The following is an 18,612-nucleotide window of genomic DNA, read 5'->3' as shown; positions in this document are numbered from 1 at the left end:
ACACTTTCAGTCCACAACAAGCCGCAGCGGAGCGAGGCCCATGTCATGGAGCCTGCGTTCGCGGCACTTTCTCTGCTTACAGCGCCCGCAGTGGTGAGCAGGCTGAAGAAACCCCTTGGCGGCGCCCCCACGCGCCCAAGGAGTTGAGAGAGAGCACCTCATACATGGAAAGTTACTACCTCGACTGGGCCAACCTGCTGCTGCGCTGGGTCCACGTCATCACCGCCATCGCCTGGATCGGCGCCTCCTTCTACTTCGTGATGCTGGACAACAGCCTCGAGAAGCCGCAGGACCAGGAGTCGCTCGACAAGGGCGTGGGCGGCGAGCAGTGGGCCGTGCACGGCGGCGGCTTCTACAACATGCAGAAGTACGCGCTGGCGCCCAAGAAGCTGCCGGACCACCTGCACTGGTCGTACTGGGAGAGCTACAGCACGTGGATCACGGGCTTTGCGCTCTTCACCATGTCGTACCTGTGGAACGCCAGCACCTACCTGATCGACAAGAGCAAGATGGACTGGCAGCCCGGCGCGGCGATCAGCGTGGCGCTGGCCTTCTTCGTCGTGTTCTGGATGGTGTACGACGGCATCTGCCAGATCTTCGGCCGCCGCAAGAACGGCGACACCATCGTGGGCGTGCTGATCGCCATCTTCATCGTCTTCGCAACCTGGCTAGCCTGCCAGTGGTTCGCGGGCCGCGCGGCCTTCTTGCTGGTGGGCGCGATGATGGCCACCACGATGAGCGGCAACGTGTTCTTCTGGATCATTCCGGGCCAGCGCAAGAATGTGCAGGCACTGCGCGAAGGCCGGCCGGTCGATCCGGTGCACGGCCAGCGCGGCAAGCAGCGCAGCGTGCACAACACCTACTTCACGCTGCCCGTGCTGTTCGCGATGCTGAGCAACCACTACAGCTTTACCTACACGCACAAGTACAACTGGATCGTGCTGCTGCTCATCATGCTGGGCGGTGCGGCCATTCGCCAGTTCTTCGTGGTGCGGCATCGGTTCAAGCTCGGCAACGCGGGCAACCCGCTGCCCTATGCGCTGGTCGGCATCGTGGTGCTGGGCCTCACCATCGTGTGGATGAAGCCCGAGCCGGCTGCGGCGCCCGCGGCTGCAGCAGCAGCGCCCGCCGTGGCGTTCAAGGACGTGCAGAAGGTGCTCGAGCAGCGCTGCTTCATGTGCCACGGCGCCGCCGTGCAAATGAAGAACGTGCGCGTCGACACGCCCGACCAGGTGGCGGCGCATGCCCAGGCCATCTACCAGCAGGTGGTGGTGACGAAGATCATGCCGATGAACAACACAACGGGCATGACCGACGAAGAGCGCGCATTGATCGGCCGCTGGTTCCAGGCCGGCGCCAAGACGAACTAGACGCAGGGATAGACCGCGGTCAAGAGGGCGGACCGCCGTTCGCCGCACAATTGCCGGATGGAGACAAAGCAAGCCATGACCGCATCGAGCCCTTCTTTCGGCCCCACCCCTGACCCGCGCAAAGCACCGCGCGCCTTCCTCGAACATCTCTACCGCGTGGCGGTGGACCGCGCTCTGCCGCTGTCCACGCTGGGCGCGCACTTGCCGTCGCCGCCCAAGGGCCGCACGCTGGTGCTCGGCGCGGGCAAGGCCGGCGGCTCGATGGTTCAGGCGCTCGAAGCCCTGTGGCCGGCCGACGCGCCGCTCTCGGGCCTCGTCGTCACGCGCTACGACCACATTCCGCCGCGCCCCGAGGGCGTGCCCCAGCGCATCGGACTCGTCGAAGCCGCGCACCCGGTGCCCGACGCGGCCGGGCAGCAGGCCGCCGAGCGCATTCTTGCGCTGACGCAGGGCCTTACGGCCGATGACCTGGTGCTGTGCCTGATCTCGGGCGGTGGCTCGTCGCTGCTGGTGCTGCCGGCCGAAGGCCTCACGCTGGCCGACAAGCAGCGCATCAACAAGCAACTGCTCGACAGCGGCGCGCACATCGGCGAGATGAACTGCGTGCGCAAGCACCTCTCGCGCATCAAGGGTGGCCGGCTGGCCGCGGCCTGCGCCCCGGCGCGGGTGATCACGCTCACCATCAGCGACGTGCCGGGCGACGACGCGGCCGTCATTGCGAGCGGCCCCACGGTGCCCGACGCCACCACCTGCGCCGATGCGCTGGCCATTCTCGACCGCTACGGCATCGAGGTGCCGGCGCCTGTGCGCGCCCAGCTCGAGAGCGGCGAACTCGAAACCCCGAAGCCGGGCGATGCGGTCTTCAACGGCCATGAGGTCCACATGATCGCCACGCCGCAGCAATCGCTCGAAGCCGCGGCCAAGGCGGCACGCGAAGCCGGCATCGAGGCGCACATCCTCAGCGACGAAATCGAAGGCGAATCGCGCGAGGTGGGCAAGATGCACGCCGCGCTCGCACGCGCCGTGGCGAATCGCGGCCAGCCCTTTGCGCGGCCGTGCGTCATTCTTTCGGGTGGCGAAACCACCGTCACCATCCGGCCGCGGCAGCCCGGGCAGGCCAAGGGCAGGGGCGGGCGTGCCGGCGAACTCTGCATGGGCCTGGCCGGCGCGCTGATGGGCCAGCCGCAGGTGTGGGCGCTGGCCGCCGACACCGACGGCATCGATGGCGTGGAAGACAACGCTGGCGCCTTCGTCACGCCCGACACGCTGGCGCGCGCCACCGCGGCCGGCCGCAAGCTGTCGGACCACCTCGACCGCAACGATGCGTACGGCTACTTCGACGCGATTGGCGACCTGTTCGTGACCGGGCCCACGAACACCAACGTCAACGACTTCCGCGCGCTCCTGATTCTGTAGCGGCTGCAACGGCAAAAGGGGCCGGTTTCCCGGCTCCGGCGGCCTTCGCGAACTCGGGTTAATCTATGCACCCGGCGGCAAATTGCCGCCGCTGTCGCAAGCGCACCTTCCGGGTGCCGCACCGCGCATCCAGATTTTCCCCTTTTTCACCCACCATCCAGTCCTCGAAGGAAAAGTTCGCCATGACCGCCAGCTACACCGACACCCGCCTGCTGATCGACAACGAATGGGTCGACGCCACCGGCGGCAAGACCCTGGACGTCGTGAACCCGGCCACCGGCAAGGCCATCGGCAAGGTGGCGCATGCCAGCATCGCCGACCTCGACCGCGCCCTGGCCGCCGCCCAGCGCGGCTTCGAAAAGTGGCGCAACACGCCCGCCAACGAGCGCGCCGCCGTCATGCGCCGCGCCGCCGGCCTGATCCGCGAACGCGCCCCGGAAATCGCCAAGCTGCTCACGCAGGAACAAGGCAAGCCGCTGGCCGAAGCCAAGGGCGAAACGCTGGCCGCCGCCGACATCATTGAATGGTTTGCCGACGAAGGCCGCCGCGTCTACGGCCGCATCGTGCCCTCGCGCAACCTGGCTGCGCAGCAACTGGTGATCAAGGAGCCGCTCGGCCCCGTCGCCGCCTTCACGCCCTGGAACTTCCCCATCAACCAGATCGTGCGCAAGCTCGGCGCCGCGCTGGCCACCGGCTGCTCGTTCCTGGTAAAGGCGCCTGAGGAAACCCCGGCATCGCCCGCCGCGCTGCTGCAGGCTTTCGTAGATGCCGGCATTCCGCCCGGTACCGTGGGCCTGGTGTTCGGCAACCCGGCCGAAATCTCGAACTACCTGATCTCGCACCCGATCATCCGCAAGGTCACCTTCACGGGGTCCACGCCGGTCGGCAAGCAACTGGCCGCACTGGCCGGCGCGCACATGAAGCGCGTCACCATGGAGCTGGGCGGCCACGCACCGGTCATCGTCGCTGAAGACGCCGACGTCGCCCTGGCCGTCAAGGCCGCAGGCGCCGCCAAGTTTCGCAATGCCGGCCAGGTCTGCATTTCGCCCACCCGCTTTCTGGTGCACAACAGCCTGCGCGAAGAATTCGCCCGCACGCTGGTCAAGTACACCGAAGGCCTGAAGCTCGGCGACGGCCTGGCCGAAGGCACGACCATCGGCCCGCTCGCCAACGCACGCCGCCTGACGGCCATGGCCCATGTGCTGGACGATGCGCGCAAGAAGGGCGCAACCATTGCGGCCGGCGGCGAACGCGTCGGCGACACGGGCAACTTCTTCGCGCCCACGGTGCTGACCGACGTGCCGCTCGATGCCGACGTGTTCAACAACGAACCCTTCGGTCCCATTGCGGCGATCCGCGGTTTCGACACGCTCGAAGAAGCCATCACCGAAGCCAACCGCCTGCCGTTCGGCCTGGCAGGCTACGCGTTCACCAAGTCGATCAAGAACGCGCATCTGCTGAGCCAGAGGCTCGAACTCGGCATGTTGTGGATCAACCAGCCCGCCGCACCCTCGCCCGAAATGCCGTTCGGCGGTGTGAAGGATTCGGGCTACGGCTCGGAAGGCGGCCCGGAGGCTCTCGAGGCCTACCTGAACACCAAGGCTGTTTCGATCATGAGCATCTGAGCGGTTCGTTCAGATCGCCCAGGTTCTTTTGGAAAGGCGGCATCGCTTCGGCGGTGCCGCTTTTTTATTTAGTGCGGTGGCGTTGTTCAGGGCGGCGCACCCGCCGACGGGGTACCTTTCTCCGCGAATGTCCCCCGGCCTGCGGCCTCCTCCTTTATTTCGCTGCGCAAGGCACCCCATCGACGGGCGCGTTATCCAGAGCGGTCGCCGATCGAACGGAACAAGCGCAGCGCTCGGTGTGCACAGGGCATCGGGTGCTCCCCGCAGCGAAATAAAGGAGGAGGGGCGCAGCCCCGGGGACATTCGCGGAGGGGAGTACCCGGTGGCCTTTGCACGCGCCCTGAATAGCAGCACTAAGAACAAAGGGCCAAAAATCACTGCCACCCATACCGCCGCGCATACCAACCCTTGACCGCCTGCGTCAGCGTCGCATACCCAGCCAGCATCGCCGCCAGCCATGGAAAGTAGGCCAGCGGAAGCGCCTGCAGCCTGAAGTAGTGTGCGAACCGTCCCATTGGCAGCCAGATGCCCGCCGCGGCAATGGCGGCGCCCATGGCCAGCAGCGGCCAGGCGGCGCGGCTTTGCAGGAACGGGATCTTCCGCGTGCGGATCAGGTGCACGATGAGTGTTTGCGACAGCAGGCCCTCGACAAACCAGCCCGACTGGAACAAGGTCTGGTGAGCAACCGTGTTGGCCGAGAACACGAACCACATCACTGCGTAGGTCAGGATGTCGAACACCGAACTGAGCGGCCCGAAGAACACCATGAACCGCCCCAGGTCGGCCGGGTTCCAGCTCTGCGGCTTGCGCAAGAATTCCGGGTCGACGTTATCGAACGGAATCGCAATCTGCGACACGTCGTACAGCAGGTTCTGCACCAAGAGGTGCAGCGGCAGCATCGGCAAGAATGGGAGGAACGCGCTCGCCACCAGCACCGAGAACACGTTGCCGAAGTTCGAGCTCGCCGTGAGCTTGATGTACTTGAGCATGTTGGCGAAAGTGCGGCGCCCTTCGATCACGCCCTGCTCCAGCACCATCAGGCTCTTCTCCAGCAGGATGATGTCCGCCGACTCCTTGGCCACGTCCACCGCGCCGTCCACCGAAATGCCGATGTCCGCCGCACGCAGCGCAGGCGCATCGTTGATGCCGTCACCCATGAAGCCGACCACGTGCCCGTTGGCATGCAGCGCGTGCACGATGCGCTCCTTGTGCGCCGGCGTGAGTTTGGCAAACACCTGGTGCTGCTCGACCAGCGTGCGCAACCCCGCATCGTCCAGCGCCTCGATCTCGCGGCCGAGCACCACATGGCCGGCTTCGATGCCCACGTCGCCGCAAACCTTGCGCGCAACCAGTTCGTTGTCGCCCGTGAGCACCTTCACCGCCACGCCATGCTCCGCCAGGGCGCGCAGCGCGGGCGCGGTCGATTCCTTCGGCGGATCCAGGAACGCCACGTACCCCAGCAGCGTGAGCCCTGATTCATCGGCCACGCCGTAGGCGGGCTTGCGGGCGTTAGCTCTCAGTGCACGGCTGGCGACGGCCACCACGCGCAGCCCCTGCGCGTTCAGCTCCGATGCCACGCGGTGGATGCTCGCCAGCAAGTCGCCATCGAGCGCCAGCACTTCCGCGCCGCGCTCCACCGCAGTACACACCGAAAGAATCTCTTCCAGCGCACCCTTGCAGATCAGCAGGTGCTCGCTGCCGCCGTTCTCCACCACCACCGACATGCGGCGGCGCGAGAAGTCGAACGGCACTTCATCGATCTTGCGCCAGGCCGTCTGCAGCCGCGTCTCGAGCTGCATCTCGGCGTGGTTCAGCACGGCCTTGTCGAGCAGGTTCTTCAGACCCGTCTGGTGAAAGCTGTTCAGGTAGGCCAGCTGCAGCACTCGGTTCGACGCCTCGCCCCAGGCGTTGGTATGGCGCTCCAGCACAATGCGGTCCTGCGTCAGCGTGCCGGTCTTGTCGGTGCACAGCACGTCCATCGCGCCAAAGTTGTGAATGGCTTCGAGCCGCTTCACGATCACCTTCTGCCGCGACATCACCACCGCGCCCTTGGCCAGGGTGGCGGTCACGATCATCGGCAGCATCTCGGGCGTGAGCCCGACGGCGATCGACAGCGCGAACAGCGCCGCCTCCCACCAGTCGCCCTTGGACACGCCGTTGATCACCAGCACCAGCGGGGCCATCACCAGCATGAAGCGGATCAGCACCCAGCTCACGCGGTTGATGCCGGCCTGGAACGCGCTCGTGCCCTGGTCGGCCGCGGCCACGCGCTGCGCGAGCGCGCCGAAGAAGGTGCGGTTGCCGGTGTGCACGATCAGCGCGGTGGCGGTGCCGCTGATCACGCTGGTGCCCATGAACAGAAGGTTCTCGCGCTCCAGCACGCCGGCTTCGCGGCTGCTCCGGTCGATGACGGAAAATTTCTCGACCGGCATGGCTTCGCCCGTCAATGCGGACTGGCTGATGAACAGGTCCTTGGCGCCCAGCAGGCGGCAGTCGGCCGGAATCATGTCGCCGGCCGAAAGCGCGATCACGTCGCCCGGCACAAGGTCGCGCATCGGCACTTCAACGCGCGGCGCGCTCGCGGCGCCGGGTTCCGGCCGCAGCACGGTGGCGGTGTTGCTCACCATCGCCTTGAGCCGCTCGGCCGCCTTGTTGGAGCGCGACTCCTGCAAAAAGCGCAGCACCGTCGACAGCCCCACCATGCTGCCGATCACGAGTGCGGCCTTCATGTCTTCGGTCACGTAAGACACGAGCGCCAGCACCGTGAGCAGCAGGTTGAACGGATTGCGGTAGCACTGCCACAGGTGCGTCCACCACGGCAAAGGTTGCTCGTGGCGAACCTCGTTGCTGCCAAGGCGCTTGCGCAGCGCCTGTGCCTGCTCTTCGCCCAGGCCCTGTGGCGAGCTGCCGAGTGCGGCGAGCAGCTCTCTTGCGTCGGCATGCGATGCGGCGGCCAGCGCCTTCGCAATGTCCGGCGGCATGGCGGCGGAGGCTACGCCGACGGGCTTCGAGCCCAGCATCGTCTGCCAGCGCTCGAAGTGATGCAGCATGCGGCGGCTGCGCAGGAAGCTCTCGAAAACGGACTTCAGGACGTTCTTCATTCTTTTTTCCTTCGTGGCGCGGGCCGCGAAGGGAAGAACCTCCCGCGTCAATCAGGCGTGGGAATCCCCTGCGGCGCGGTGCGCTGCAAACTGTTGTTATCGATGGGTCGGAACATGGGTGGCGCGCAGGGGCGCCAATGAGAAGCGGGGTCCATGGAAGGCCTCCTTGATTCGTGCGTGCCGAGCTGTGCGGTGCTGCGTTTCAGCGTTGCGTGGTGCGGGAGGGTTGTTCCAGCAGCAGGAAGAAGCTGCGGATGCGCCGCGTGGTCCAGAGCGCGGCGGCGCGGTCCAGCATCTCGTTGTCGAGGTCCTGCTTGGTGGCTGCTTCGCGTGCAGGCACGTGCGCCGCCGGGCGAACGGTGTCCTGCATCGGCTGCTGGTGCTGCTGACGAGATTGGAATTGACGCATGGCAAGGCTCCTTCGCGGTGAAGGGCCTCGCGCACGGACGCACGCAAGCTGACTGAAAAAGTCAGTGACGCAGAACGGCGGGATTCGGAAGGGGAGAACCGCTGGCCTGATGGGCGAACGGGTCACGCTGCGTGCACGGCGGCCGCAGCGCAAGAGAGCCTGCGCTAGAGGGCCGTATGTGTCACGCCTGCCGAGGCACGCGTCTTGTCACTGATCCAACTGGCACTGTCCACGCACGAGGCTCCGAAGTGAAGATCTTGCGATTGTTGCACTGCGTCATGAGGTGCGTCAACCCTTGGCGGCATATTCCGCGCTGCCAGCGCGGTGGCTCCGAAGGTGCGGGAGCGGCCTGCTGGCTTCAGTTGGCGATGCACTGAAACAGCACGCCCGACTCGGCCGGCGCCCTGCCGAGCCACTTGGGCGTTGCATTCCGTGCGCTGCAGTAGTCGGAGGCCTGCACGTAGGTAGGGGCACGCAGCGCGCCGTCGCGAAACGGCGTCACCTCGTTGGGAGGCGAGGAGCAGCCGGTAACAACAAGCAAGGCGAGCGGAAAAAGGAGGTGCCGGTTCATCAGGCCATTCTAAGTAAGAGCGAGTAAGCACGATAAGGGCAAGCGAGCGCGGGCTTCCTATTCGCACAGCGAACGAATTTCCGGCGGAATCGGCACCGCGCGGATACCGCCGCCTTCGCGCCGGGCCGCAAAGATGCGCACTTCCTCGCACTCGAGAATCAGCTCGTCGCCACGCGTCACGCGGTAGGTCTGCACAAAGCTCTTGTCGCGCCACTCGGCAATGCGCACCGCAATGTGCAGCGTGTCGCCGTAGCTCGCCGCCTTGACGAAGCGCGTGTGCGTGTCGACCAGTGGGGTGCCGATCACACCGAGCGTCTTGGTGGTTTCTTCCCAGCGCGGTACGCCGCATTCCGCAAAGAAGTGGCGCGAAGCCGCATCGATCCAGCGGAAGAAGTTGGGAAACCAGACGATGCCGGCCGGATCGCAGTCGCCGAACTCGACGCGCGCGGTGTAGGTGATTTCTTTGCTGCTGCTCATCTGTTCATTGTCGCGGTGCTCAGTCGGCAACGATTTTCCGTTCGCGGATCAGCGCCCCGAAGCGCTGCGAATCGGCCGCGGCGCGTTGCTGGAAATCGGCCGGCGAGCCCGGCAACGCTTCGCCGCCCAGCGCGGCAATGCGCTCCTTCACGGCCGGCAGCGCAAGCGCGCGGTTGATCTGCGTATTGAGCTGCGCCACCACTTCGGGCGGCGTGCCCGCGGGCGCATAGAAGCCGAACACCGTGTCGGCATCGAAGCCACGCAGTCCGGCCTCGTCGAGCGTGGGCACATCAGGAAACTGCGGCGAACGGTGCGGGCTGCCCACCGCCAGCAGCCGCAGCTTGCCGGCGCGCACCTGCTGCAGGCCGATGCCAGGATCGAACGCATAGTCGATCTGGCCCGCGAGCAGGTCCTGCAGCGCAGGGGCGGCGCCGCGGTAGGGCACATGCAGCGCGAAGACGCCGGCTTGGCTCTTGAACATTTCGCCCGCCAGGTGCGGCGAGCTGCCGTTGCCCGGCGAGCCGTACGAGAGCTTGCCCGGGTTGGCCTTGAGGTACGAGATGAATTCGCGCACGTTGGTGGGCGGCAGCGAAGGCTTGGCCACCAGAAAGACCAGCACGCGCGCGGCCGCTGCCACCGGCACCAGGTCCTTGGCCGGGTCGAAGCTCATTCGCGAATACAGGTGCGGGTTTACCGACACCATGCCGCCTGAACTCATGAGCAGCGTGTAGCCGTCGGCGGGCGCGCGCGCCACCGACTCACCGCCGACGTTGCCGTTGGCACCCGCACGGTTCTCGATGACCACGGGTTGCTTGAGCGATTCCTGCAGCGGCTGCGAGACCGCACGCGCGATCTGGTCCGCGGCGCCGCCCGGCGGAAAGTTGACGACCACCTTGATCGGCTTGGCGGGCCATGCGCCGGACTGCGCCTGAGCATGCGTCTGCGCATGCGTGCAGGCCAAGAGCGCGCAGGCGGCGGTCAAAACAAGGCGGCGTCGCCAGGGAAGGGTGGGTTGGGGCATGGTGTTGTGTCTCCTTGGTTGTTATGAAATCTGCATCAGGCAGTGGTGGAAGGCGGCCGCTTCATCCAGCGGATTGGCTGCGCCTGCAATGGCCGGGGTGCCGCGCCGTGGCGCAACAGCGCGGCGTCGAGCGCCTTGCCGCCTTCGTCCGCCAGGGCCGCCTCGCGCGCCGCAGAAACCGCCTCTGCGCGCTTCGTTGCAGGCAAGGCCGTACGGCCCGCGAGCTCGTCGATCACGTGCAGCAGGTTGTGCTTGCCGCGTTCATTGGTGCTGCCATAGCCCTTGATGAGCCGTCCGCACAGTGCGACTTCGCGGCCCAGTGACCAGGTTTCACGTGTGCCGCTTTCCACGGCCGCGAGCCAACGTTCGATCAAGGCTTGTTCTTCGGAAAAGCGCTGGCCGCGCCGGCGCAGCCATTTGAGCGAAGACAGAAGGCGCAGCGACGCCATGCCGAGCACCGAGTGGCTGCCCACCTTGAGCGGCAGGGCCCAGGGCTCCCGGCCGCGCGCCTGGCGGGTGCGGTCCCATGTGGTCACGCGGCGCGAAAGGCCGGGCGGCAGCAGCGCGGCGAACTCGGGCGCGCCGGGCTTGAAGTGGTCGTAGACCTTCACGATGTCTTCATCGGAGGCACGCACTTCCTGCCGCACGCGCTGCGCACGGCTTGCTCGGCCCTTGAGCGCGGCCACGCGAACGATGTCGTCGAAGGCCATCCACAGTGCGAGCCAGCGCGCGGCCTCACGGGTGATGGCAAAGCCCTGCGCACCGGCCGGGTCGGCGGCACGCTCGGCATCGAGCACCCTGGCCAGCCGCGCGGCATAGAGCTTGGCGTAGTCAGCGTCCTGGTAGTCGAGCACGCGCGCATGGCCGAGCGCGAGCATGTCGTGCACCGCCGGTGGAAAGCGCCGCGCCACGTCGTCGGGCAGCGCGCGCGCCGGTGGCGGTGCGTCGGCCGTGTCGCCCGCCATGATGCTGCTCACGAAGGCGGCCTGCGCGCGCGGCGCGCTTACCGCATCGAAGGCGGCGGCAAAGCCGCGCAGGCTGGCCGCGGCCATCTTGTTCAGCTTTTCGGGCGCGCTGGTGTCGCCGCCGCGCACCACGTGCTCGTAGGCCGCGCGCGGAAAGGGGAAAAGGCCGCTGCCCGCAATGGCGCCGAGCATCACGGCGCTGACCACCGTGCCGGCCTCGCGCGCCACGGCGTTCATGTCGAACACATGGTGCTCGCGGCTGAAGGCCTTGACCACGTCGAGCAGGTGCTGCGCATCGGCGCGGCCGTCGCCGGGCTGCATGCGTTCGGCCGTGGTGAAGATGCGCGCCGAAGAGCTGATGACCAGCGTGCGCAGCGGTGCGCTCATGCCGTTGCCGATCTGCCGCGCGGTCTCGAGCAGTTCCGAAGAGACGATGGCGTCGAGCGCGCCCGGCACCGGGCTCAGGCTGAACACCGGCCGCCTGCCGGCGAGCTGCGCGAGCGGCACCGGAAACACTTCGATGTAGTAGGTGGTGGCGCCGGTGCGCTGCGCCACGCCGGGAATCGACGTGCTCTGCGCGGCATAGCCGGCGTGGCGGGCAATGTCGACCAGCCACTCGGTAAGCACGCCGCCGCCTTCGCCGCCCAGGGCGCAGACGAGAAGGGTGATGGGTCGGTTCTGTTCCATGGCGTGACTCATGCGGGTTGAAGGGCGCGCACCACGGCCCCGCGCAGCGAGTGCAGCAGGCGTTCGTGCCATTTCGGGTTCTGCACCACCTCGGCGCGATAAAAGCTCGGGCACAGCGTGGCCGCGTGCGCGTTCTCGCCGCACAGGCCGCAGCCCACGCAGCCGTCGATCACGGTGGCAACCGGGTCGACCTTGAGCGGATCGGGGTTGTCCTTCAGCGTGAGGGTGGGGCAACCCGACAGGCGGATGCACGCGTGGTCGCCGTTGCACACGTCTTCGTCGACGCCGTATTTCACGCGCACCACGCGCTCGCCTTTCTTGAGCAGGCTTGCAATCCACGGCTTGATGCGGCGCTGGCGCTCCAGCTGGCACTCGCCTTCGGCAATCACCACCTTCAGGCCGTTGAAGTCGCTGGTGAGCGCTTCGGTCAGCGTCTTGCGCATGCGCTCCACGTCGTAGGTGGTGACGGTGCGCATCCACTTCACGCCCAGGCCCGTCAGCGTGGCTTCGATGGTCTGGTTCTTGTCGACCAGGCTCTGCTGCTTGTCGACCGCGCGCTCCTTCATCTCGTCGTCGGGCGTGGAGATGATGTCCTGCGTGCCCGTGGCCGAGGTGTAGCCGTTCTTGAAGATCAGCAGCACCGCGTCGTCGTCGTTGAAGAGCGCGCTCTGCACGCCCGTGAGCAGGCCGTTGTGCCAGAAGCCGCCGTCGCCCATGATCGACAGCGTGCGTCGGTTCATCATCGGCGCCACGCCCGCGCGGCTCGCCAGGCTCATGCCGTAGCCCAGGATCGAATGCCCCATCGAAAACGGCTCGAAAGTGCCGAAGGCGTGGCAGCCGATGTCGGCCGCAATGTGCACGGGGCCCGTCTGTTGCTGCGCAAGCTTCAGGGCCGAGAACACCGGGCGTTCGGGGCAGCCGACGCAAAAGCTCGGCGGCCGGTTGGGCAGCGGTGCGGAGAGCTGGCGCGCCACGGCCTCGCGCCTCTCGCGGTTGCCGGCCAGCCAGGCCGCGGCGGACGAAGAGGCTTCGCCCGGCCCGATGTATTTGGCCGCGAACGTGCCGATGCCGCCCGCGAGCACTTCTACGCCGTATTCACCCGCCGAAGGCAGCATGTCCTTGCCGTGCAGCGGCGTCTGGATGTCGCGCCGGCGCAGCAGCGTGGCGATGTCCTGCTCGATGTATTCGGGCTGGCCTTCTTCCACCACCAGCACCGCGCGCTTGCCCACGCAGAAGTCGGCCACCTGCTCGGGCACCAGCGGGCAGGTCACGTTGAGCACCAGAATCGGAACGTCCGTCTCGCCGAAGGCATCGGCCAGGCCCTGCTGCTGCAGGCTGCGAATCAGCGCGTTGTAGAGCCCGCCCTGCACCACGATGCCCAGGTCGGCGTGGCGACTACCCGGAATGAGTTCGTTGAGCCCGTGCTCCACGATGTAGCGCCGCGCCGCCGGAATGCGCTCGTCGCCCTTGAGCTTTTCGTGGCGGAAGGTGACAGGCGGGTGCGCGAGCCGCATGTAGTCGAAGCCCGCGGGTTCCGTCATCAGCGCCCGGGTAGAGACGGCCGGCGCAATGTTGTCCTTGCACTCGAAGCTGCCGCGCACATGGCAGGTGCGGATGCGCAGCTCCATGAGGCATGGCATGTTCGAGGCCTCCGAGAGCCGGAAGCCGTGCTCGACCATGCGCACCATCTGGCCGAGGTCGGGCCGCGGATCGAGCAGGCACATGCTCGACTTGAGCGCGTAGGCATGCGTGCGCTCCTGGATCACGCTCGCCCCTTCGCCGTAGTCCTCGCCCACCACCACCAGCACGCCGCCCGTCACGCCGGGCGACGAGAGATTGGAGAGCGCATCGGCCGCCACGTTGGTGCCGACGATGGACTTCCACGTCACGGCGCCACGCAGCGGGTAGTGGATGGAAGCGCCGAGCATGGCGGCCGCGGAGGCCTCGTTGGAGCAGGCCTCCACGTGCACGCCCAGTTCGTCCATGTATGTCTTGGCCTGCACCATCACGTCGAGCAGGTGGGAGACCGGCGCACCCTGGTAGCCCCCGACGTAGGCCACGCCGGATTGCAGCAGGCCTTTGGTGATCGCGAGAATGCCCTCGCCGTGGAACGTGTCGCCGGCGCCCAGGCGCAGCGATTCCACTTCCTTGCTGAATGAAACTTCCAAGAGATTCGGCTCCGATGGGTTGATGTGGTGGTTGAATGGCTGGCGGGCAAAGGCGCGCGTTTCCCGCGCCGTGCTTTCGCCGGCGTTGCGCTGCGGTATCGGTGGCTACTTGCCGGGCGGCTTGGCGGCGGTGCCGGGAAAGCGCGCCACGTAGTAGGCAAGGGTGTCCAGGTCCTCCGGCGGGATGCCGCTCACGGCCTCGGTCATCGCCTGCGTGTAGCCAGGCCGCTTGCCGGTGCGAAAGCCGTGCAGCGTCATCTGCAGGTAGTCTTCGCGCTGCTGTGCGATGCGCGGCACCTGCTGTCCGCCGCTCAGGTCGGCGCCGTGGCAGATCACGCAGCGGTGCGTTTGCGCCAGCGCCTGCCCACGCGCCATGCGGGCGGCATCGGGCGGCGCGGCCGGGGGCGGTGCGGGCACGGCCGGCAGCGTGGCAATGAACTCCGAGAAGCCACGCAGGTCCTCGTCCTTCATGGTCTTGGCCACCGCCGTCATCGCGGGGTTGTCGCGCCGGCCTTCACGAAACAGGAACAGCTGCGTGATGGCATAGAACGAATGCTGGCCCGCGAGCACCGGTGTTCCCGCCATGTCACTGCGCCCGTTGGCACCGTGGCACGAGGCGCACACCGCCGCATAGCGCTGCGCATAGCTGCCCTGCGCAGCCTGCGTGCCTTGCGCACTGGCGGAAGGCGCTGCCGAAGCGAGGAGCATCATGGCCATGGCTACGCCTGCCGGCATGAAAGCTGCAAGAACGAAACCCCTGCTCATCGGCCGCCGTAGCTGATGCGGTAGATCGCGCCCGCGTGGTCGTCGCTCACGAGCATGGAGCCGTCCTTCAGCACCAGGAAGTCCACCGGCCGCCCGAGATAGTTGTTGTTCTCGACGAAGCCCGTCATGAACGGCTCGACCTTCGCGCCGCCCTTGCCGTCCGGCCATGCCACGGCAATGTCCGCGTACTTGGTGGTGCGGTTCCATGGGCCATGGCGCGCGATGAACATCGCGCCGCGGTACTTGCTCGGGAACATCTTCCCGTTATAGAACGTGAGGCCCAGGCCGGCCGCGTGCGGGCCGAGCAGCGCCGCGGGCTTGGTGAACTCGCCGCAGTTCTTGCCCCAGCCGAACTCGGGGTCGGCGATGTTGCCCTGGTGGCAATACGGATAGCCGAAGTGCTGGTTGGGCGCGGTCACCACGTTCAGTTCGTCGTTCGGCAGGTCTTCGCTGAGCCAGTCGCGCCCGTTGTCGGTAAACCAGAGGTTGCCCGTCTTCGGGTCGAAGTCGAAGCCCACCGTGTTGCGCACGCCGCGCGCCACCGTCTCGATGCCGCTTCCATCCAGGTTCATGCGAAAGATGCGCGCATGCTTCTCGTCGGGGTCGCAGATGTTGCAGGGCGCGCCCACGGCGTAGTAGAGCTTGTCGTTGTGAACCCGCAGGTAGCGCCAGCTGTGGTCCTGCCCGCCGGGCAGCTTGTCGTTGAGCACCACCGGCGTGCCGGGGTTGTCGAGCTTGTCTTCGATGCTGTCGTAGCGAACGATCTGCTTGTGCGTGGCAAGGTACAGCGCACCCTTGTGGTATTCGATGCCGGTGGCGAACTCGGTCTTGTCGACGATGGTCTTGGGCTTGCGGTCGCCCTTCTCGGCAATGGCATAGACCTTGTTGCCCACGAAGAGCGTGCTCACGAACACCGTGCCTTTGTCGCCCTGGCGGAGCGACCGCGCGTCGAGCACGCCCGAGGCCCAGGTCTCCACCTTGAAGCCCGGCGGCAGCTTGAACTTGGTGGTGGGCAACTGGTCGGCCGCGGTGGGAATAGGGAAGGAAGGAACCGGCGCCATGCGCGTGGCCGCCTCTGTCTTGGGGCGCCCCTTGGCCCAGCCCGGCTCCTCGGCCGGCGGCTGCTGGGCCCATGCGGCAGTGGTGGCAACGCAAAGCAGGGCGGCAATTGCCGCATGCGGACGCAGTCTGGCCATGTCTTGTCTCCTTCTCGTGGGTGGGCTCTTCGTGTTCGCCGACCTTGGGTCAATCGGCAACGGCGGCCAGTGTGCGAGCCCTGCGCCGGGTCTTCAATAAAATATTCGAGCTAAGTAATATGCACACCATGCATATACAAACGATAGACCTCAACCTGCTGCGACTGTTCGATGCGGTCTATCGCGCACGCAGCGTGAGCCGCGCCGCCGAAGAGCTGGGCCTTACGCAGCCCGCCGCCAGCCATGGCCTGGGCCGCCTGCGCCTGCTGCTGAAAGACGCGCTCTTCACGCGTGCGCCCGGCGGTGTGGCGCCCACGCCGCGCGCCGACCGGCTGGCCGTTGCGGTGCAGGCCGCGCTCAACACGCTGGAAGAAGCGCTGCAGGAGCCCGGTCGATTCGAGCCGCAGGCATCGCGCAAGACCTTTCGCATTCACATGAGCGACATCGGCGAAGGCCGCTTCTTGCCTCCGCTCATGGCGCGGCTTGGCGAGCTGGCGCCCGGCGTCCGCATCGAGACCCTGCCGCTGTTGCCGACCGACATAGCGCCCGCGCTCGACAGCGGCCGCATCGACTTTGCCTTCGGCTTTTTGCCCAAGGTGCGCGACACGCAGCGCAAGCACCTGCTGAAAGACCGCTACATCGTGCTGTTGCGCAAGGGCCATCCGTTCGCGCGCGGCCGGCGCAACAGCCAGGCCCTCATCGAGGCGCTGCAAACGCTCGAATACGTGGCGGTGCGCACGCATGCGGAAACGCTGCGCATATTGCAGTTGCTCAACCTGGAAGAGCGGGTGCGGCTGACCACCGAGCACTTCATGGTGCTGCCCGCCATCGTGCGCGCCACCGACCTTGCGGTGGTGATGCCGCGCAACATCGCGCGCGGGTTCGCAGAAGAGGGCGGCTACGCCATCGTGGAGCCCGCTTTTCCGCTGCGCGACTTCACCGTGTCGCTGCATTGGAGCAGGCGCTTCGAGGCCGATCCGGCCAACCGCTGGCTGCGGCAGGTGATCACCGAACTGTTCTCGGAGGGCGCTTGATGAAAAAAGCGGCATCCGCCGGGGCGGATGACGCCCGATGTGGCCCAGGAATTGCTCACTGGCTCAAGGGTTTCCCCGTAGCTTGCATACCAGCCCCCACATACGCAATATGGGCGCTGCGGTATGTACCCGGCGGCGCAAGCCGCTAACGTCAACGCTTGGCCGAAACGAGCCGCCCACGAGCACGAAGAGCATGAGCACCGAGAGCAGCAACAAGACCCAACCCATCCGGTTCTTCCACCGCGGAAAAGCCGTCGACGTCAGCGGCGTCCACCCCACGCGCTCCGTGCTCGACTGGCTGCGCGAGGACGCGCACTGCACAGGCACCAAGGAAGGCTGCAACGAAGGCGACTGCGGCGCCTGCACCGTGGTCATTGGCGAGCTGGCCGAGGCCGGCGGCCTGAAGCTGCAGACCGTGAACGCCTGCATCCAGTTCTTGCCCACCTTGCACGGCAAGGCGCTCTTCACGGTCGAAGACCTCAAGGACCAGTGCCAGGCCCATGCGGCAGGCGAGACCGAAGTTCAGGCGCAGGACAAGCGCCCCCATCCCGTGCACCGCCTGCACCCGGTGCAGCAGGCCATGGTCGATTGCCACGGCTCGCAGTGCGGCTTTTGCACCCCGGGGTTCGTGATGTCGCTGTGGTCCGCCTACGAGCACCACCAAGCCGAGGGCACCCTGCCCACGCGCCAACAGCTGGCCGACGATCTTTCAGGCAACCTGTGCCGCTGCACCGGCTACCGGCCGATTCTCGACGCCGGCCAACGCATGTTCGACCTGCCTCCGGTGCGGCTCGATGCGCAGCCGGTGGTGGCCGCGCTCACGGCCCTGCAAGGGAATTTGCAGCAAGAGGGCCTCGACTACGCCGCGCCGCTCGGCGCCCGCATCGACCACTTTCATGCGCCCAGAACGCTCGCGCAGCTTGCGGCGCTGCGCGTGCAGAAGCCCGGCGCACAGTTGCTCTCGGGCTCCACCGACGTCGGCCTGTGGGTCAACAAGCAGTTTCGCGACCTGGGCGACATCATCTACGTGGGCGACGTGGCTGAAATGAAGATCGTCGAGGCGCGTGCCGACGAGCTCTACATCGGCGCCGGCGCATCGCTCGAATCCGCATTCGAAGCCCTGGTGCAGCGCGTGCCCAGCCTGCAGGACGTGTGGCTGCGCTTTGCGTCGCCGCCCATCCGCCATGCCGGCACCATGGGCGGCAACGTGGCCAATGGTTCGCCCATCGGCGATTCGCCGCCGGTGCTGATGTCGCTCGACGCGGAGATCGAGCTGCGCCGTGGCGATGCGGTGCGCCGCATGCCGCTGCCCGATTTTTATGTCGACTACATGAAGAACCAGCTGCAGCCCGGCGAATTTGTGCAGGGCCTCGCGGTTCCGCTCGCGGCCATGCGCCGCCAGGTGCGTGCCTACAAGATCAGCAAGCGCTTCGATTGCGATATTTCCGCGCTGTGCGCCGGTTTTGCGGTGGAGCTGGAAGAGGGCAGCGACACGGTGAAGGCCGTGCGCCTGGCCTTCGGCGGCATGGCCGCCACCGTGAAGCGCGCCGCCCAGGCCGAGGCCGCACTCGTGGGCAAGCCCTGGACGCAAGCCAGCGTGAACGCCGCCAAGCTCGCGCTCGCGCAAGACTTCAAGCCGCTGTCGGACATGCGCGCTTCGGCCGACTACCGGCTGCAGGTGGCGCAGAACCTCATCCAGCGCCTCTGGCTCGAAACCCGCGCCGACGACGCACTCTCGCTCGAAGAGACCAGCGTCTGGAGCGTGATGCCCCATGCCTCGGCCAAGGCCGCGGCGGAAGGAGTCTGA

The 18,612-nt window shown here is 66.9% G+C and carries 14 protein-coding genes; 5 read left to right on the top strand and 9 right to left on the bottom strand.

Annotated elements, in window-relative coordinates:
• The first annotated feature begins 164 nt into the window (after positions 1-164).
• From M0765_RS02300 to M0765_RS02290, 3 genes are all read left to right on the top strand, one after another.
• On the top strand, positions 165-1,370 hold the full coding sequence (locus M0765_RS02300; RefSeq protein ID WP_258501782.1) for a urate hydroxylase PuuD: 1,206 nt from the start codon (positions 165-167) through the stop codon (positions 1,368-1,370).
• A 75-nt stretch (positions 1,371-1,445) separates the two neighbouring features.
• Positions 1,446-2,786 (top strand): glycerate kinase type-2 family protein, encoded by a 1,341-nt coding sequence (locus M0765_RS02295; protein ID WP_258501781.1) that lies wholly within the window; start codon positions 1,446-1,448, stop codon positions 2,784-2,786.
• Positions 2,787-2,968: 182 nt separating this feature from the next.
• Positions 2,969-4,411 (top strand): NAD-dependent succinate-semialdehyde dehydrogenase, encoded by a 1,443-nt coding sequence (locus M0765_RS02290; protein ID WP_258501780.1) that lies wholly within the window; start codon positions 2,969-2,971, stop codon positions 4,409-4,411.
• Positions 4,412-4,785: 374 nt separating this feature from the next.
• On the opposite strand, the gene mgtA is transcribed toward M0765_RS02290, so the two are convergent.
• The 9 genes from mgtA to M0765_RS02245 all read right to left on the bottom strand — a co-directional run bounded on the left by mgtA (position 4,786) and on the right by M0765_RS02245 (position 15,771).
• Positions 4,786-7,512: a magnesium-translocating P-type ATPase gene (gene mgtA, locus M0765_RS02285; protein WP_258501779.1), complete on the bottom strand. Its 2,727-nt coding sequence runs from the start codon at positions 7,510-7,512 to the stop codon at positions 4,786-4,788.
• A 202-nt stretch (positions 7,513-7,714) separates the two neighbouring features.
• Positions 7,715-7,921, bottom strand: coding sequence for a hypothetical protein (locus tag M0765_RS02280; RefSeq protein ID WP_258501778.1), 207 nt, complete (start codon positions 7,919-7,921; stop codon positions 7,715-7,717).
• 358 nt (positions 7,922-8,279) lie between these two features.
• On the bottom strand, positions 8,280-8,492 hold the full coding sequence (locus M0765_RS02275) for a hypothetical protein (RefSeq protein WP_258501777.1): 213 nt from the start codon (positions 8,490-8,492) through the stop codon (positions 8,280-8,282).
• A gap of 57 nt (positions 8,493-8,549) precedes the next feature.
• A complete protein-coding gene (locus M0765_RS02270; RefSeq protein ID WP_258501776.1) occupies positions 8,550-8,969 on the bottom strand; it encodes an acyl-CoA thioesterase in 420 nt (139 codons plus the stop codon).
• 19 nt (positions 8,970-8,988) lie between these two features.
• Positions 8,989-9,990, bottom strand: a complete 1,002-nt coding sequence (locus tag M0765_RS02265; RefSeq protein WP_258501775.1) for a Bug family tripartite tricarboxylate transporter substrate binding protein — start codon at positions 9,988-9,990, stop codon at positions 8,989-8,991.
• A gap of 35 nt (positions 9,991-10,025) precedes the next feature.
• A complete protein-coding gene (locus M0765_RS02260) occupies positions 10,026-11,642 on the bottom strand; it encodes an indolepyruvate oxidoreductase subunit beta family protein (RefSeq protein ID WP_258501773.1) in 1,617 nt (538 codons plus the stop codon).
• Between the two features lie 8 nt (positions 11,643-11,650).
• The gene (locus M0765_RS02255) at positions 11,651-13,810 is read right to left on the bottom strand and encodes an indolepyruvate ferredoxin oxidoreductase subunit alpha (protein WP_258501772.1); all 2,160 of its coding nucleotides are present in this window, start codon (positions 13,808-13,810) and stop codon (positions 11,651-11,653) included.
• Between the two features lie 105 nt (positions 13,811-13,915).
• Positions 13,916-14,527, bottom strand: coding sequence for a c-type cytochrome (locus M0765_RS02250; protein WP_258501771.1), 612 nt, complete (start codon positions 14,525-14,527; stop codon positions 13,916-13,918).
• A 44-nt stretch (positions 14,528-14,571) separates the two neighbouring features.
• A complete protein-coding gene (locus tag M0765_RS02245) occupies positions 14,572-15,771 on the bottom strand; it encodes a PQQ-dependent sugar dehydrogenase (RefSeq protein WP_258501770.1) in 1,200 nt (399 codons plus the stop codon).
• 128 nt (positions 15,772-15,899) lie between these two features.
• Here M0765_RS02245 and M0765_RS02240 point away from each other — a divergent pair, with 128 nt between their 5' ends.
• Together M0765_RS02240 and xdhA are read left to right on the top strand one after the other, a co-directional pair.
• A complete protein-coding gene (locus tag M0765_RS02240; protein ID WP_446751530.1) occupies positions 15,900-16,805 on the top strand; it encodes a LysR family transcriptional regulator in 906 nt (301 codons plus the stop codon).
• 193 nt (positions 16,806-16,998) lie between these two features.
• Positions 16,999-18,612, top strand: coding sequence for a xanthine dehydrogenase small subunit (xdhA, locus tag M0765_RS02235; RefSeq protein WP_258501768.1), 1,614 nt, complete (start codon positions 16,999-17,001; stop codon positions 18,610-18,612).

The organism is Variovorax sp. S12S4 (assembly GCF_023195515.1).
In the GTDB taxonomy this organism is placed as follows: domain Bacteria; phylum Pseudomonadota; class Gammaproteobacteria; order Burkholderiales; family Burkholderiaceae_C; genus Variovorax.
This window is presented reverse-complemented; position numbering and strand designations above follow the sequence as displayed.

Coding starts and splice junctions, on each gene's coding strand:
- M0765_RS02300 (WP_258501782.1), top strand. CDS start 165: ATGGAAAGTTACTACCTCGACTGGGCCAACCTGCTGCTGCGCTGGGTC.
- M0765_RS02265 (WP_258501775.1), bottom strand. CDS start 9,990: ATGCCCCAACCCACCCTTCCCTGGCGACGCCGCCTTGTTTTGACCGCC.
- M0765_RS02280 (WP_258501778.1), bottom strand. CDS start 7,921: ATGCGTCAATTCCAATCTCGTCAGCAGCACCAGCAGCCGATGCAGGAC.
- M0765_RS02245 (WP_258501770.1), bottom strand. CDS start 15,771: ATGGCCAGACTGCGTCCGCATGCGGCAATTGCCGCCCTGCTTTGCGTT.
- M0765_RS02260 (WP_258501773.1), bottom strand. CDS start 11,642: ATGGAACAGAACCGACCCATCACCCTTCTCGTCTGCGCCCTGGGCGGC.
- M0765_RS02240 (WP_446751530.1), top strand. CDS start 15,900: ATGCATATACAAACGATAGACCTCAACCTGCTGCGACTGTTCGATGCG.
- M0765_RS02275 (WP_258501777.1), bottom strand. CDS start 8,492: ATGAACCGGCACCTCCTTTTTCCGCTCGCCTTGCTTGTTGTTACCGGC.
- M0765_RS02290 (WP_258501780.1), top strand. CDS start 2,969: ATGACCGCCAGCTACACCGACACCCGCCTGCTGATCGACAACGAATGG.
- xdhA (WP_258501768.1), top strand. CDS start 16,999: ATGAGCACCGAGAGCAGCAACAAGACCCAACCCATCCGGTTCTTCCAC.
- M0765_RS02295 (WP_258501781.1), top strand. CDS start 1,446: ATGACCGCATCGAGCCCTTCTTTCGGCCCCACCCCTGACCCGCGCAAA.
- M0765_RS02250 (WP_258501771.1), bottom strand. CDS start 14,527: ATGGCCATGATGCTCCTCGCTTCGGCAGCGCCTTCCGCCAGTGCGCAA.
- M0765_RS02270 (WP_258501776.1), bottom strand. CDS start 8,969: ATGAGCAGCAGCAAAGAAATCACCTACACCGCGCGCGTCGAGTTCGGC.
- mgtA (WP_258501779.1), bottom strand. CDS start 7,512: ATGAAGAACGTCCTGAAGTCCGTTTTCGAGAGCTTCCTGCGCAGCCGC.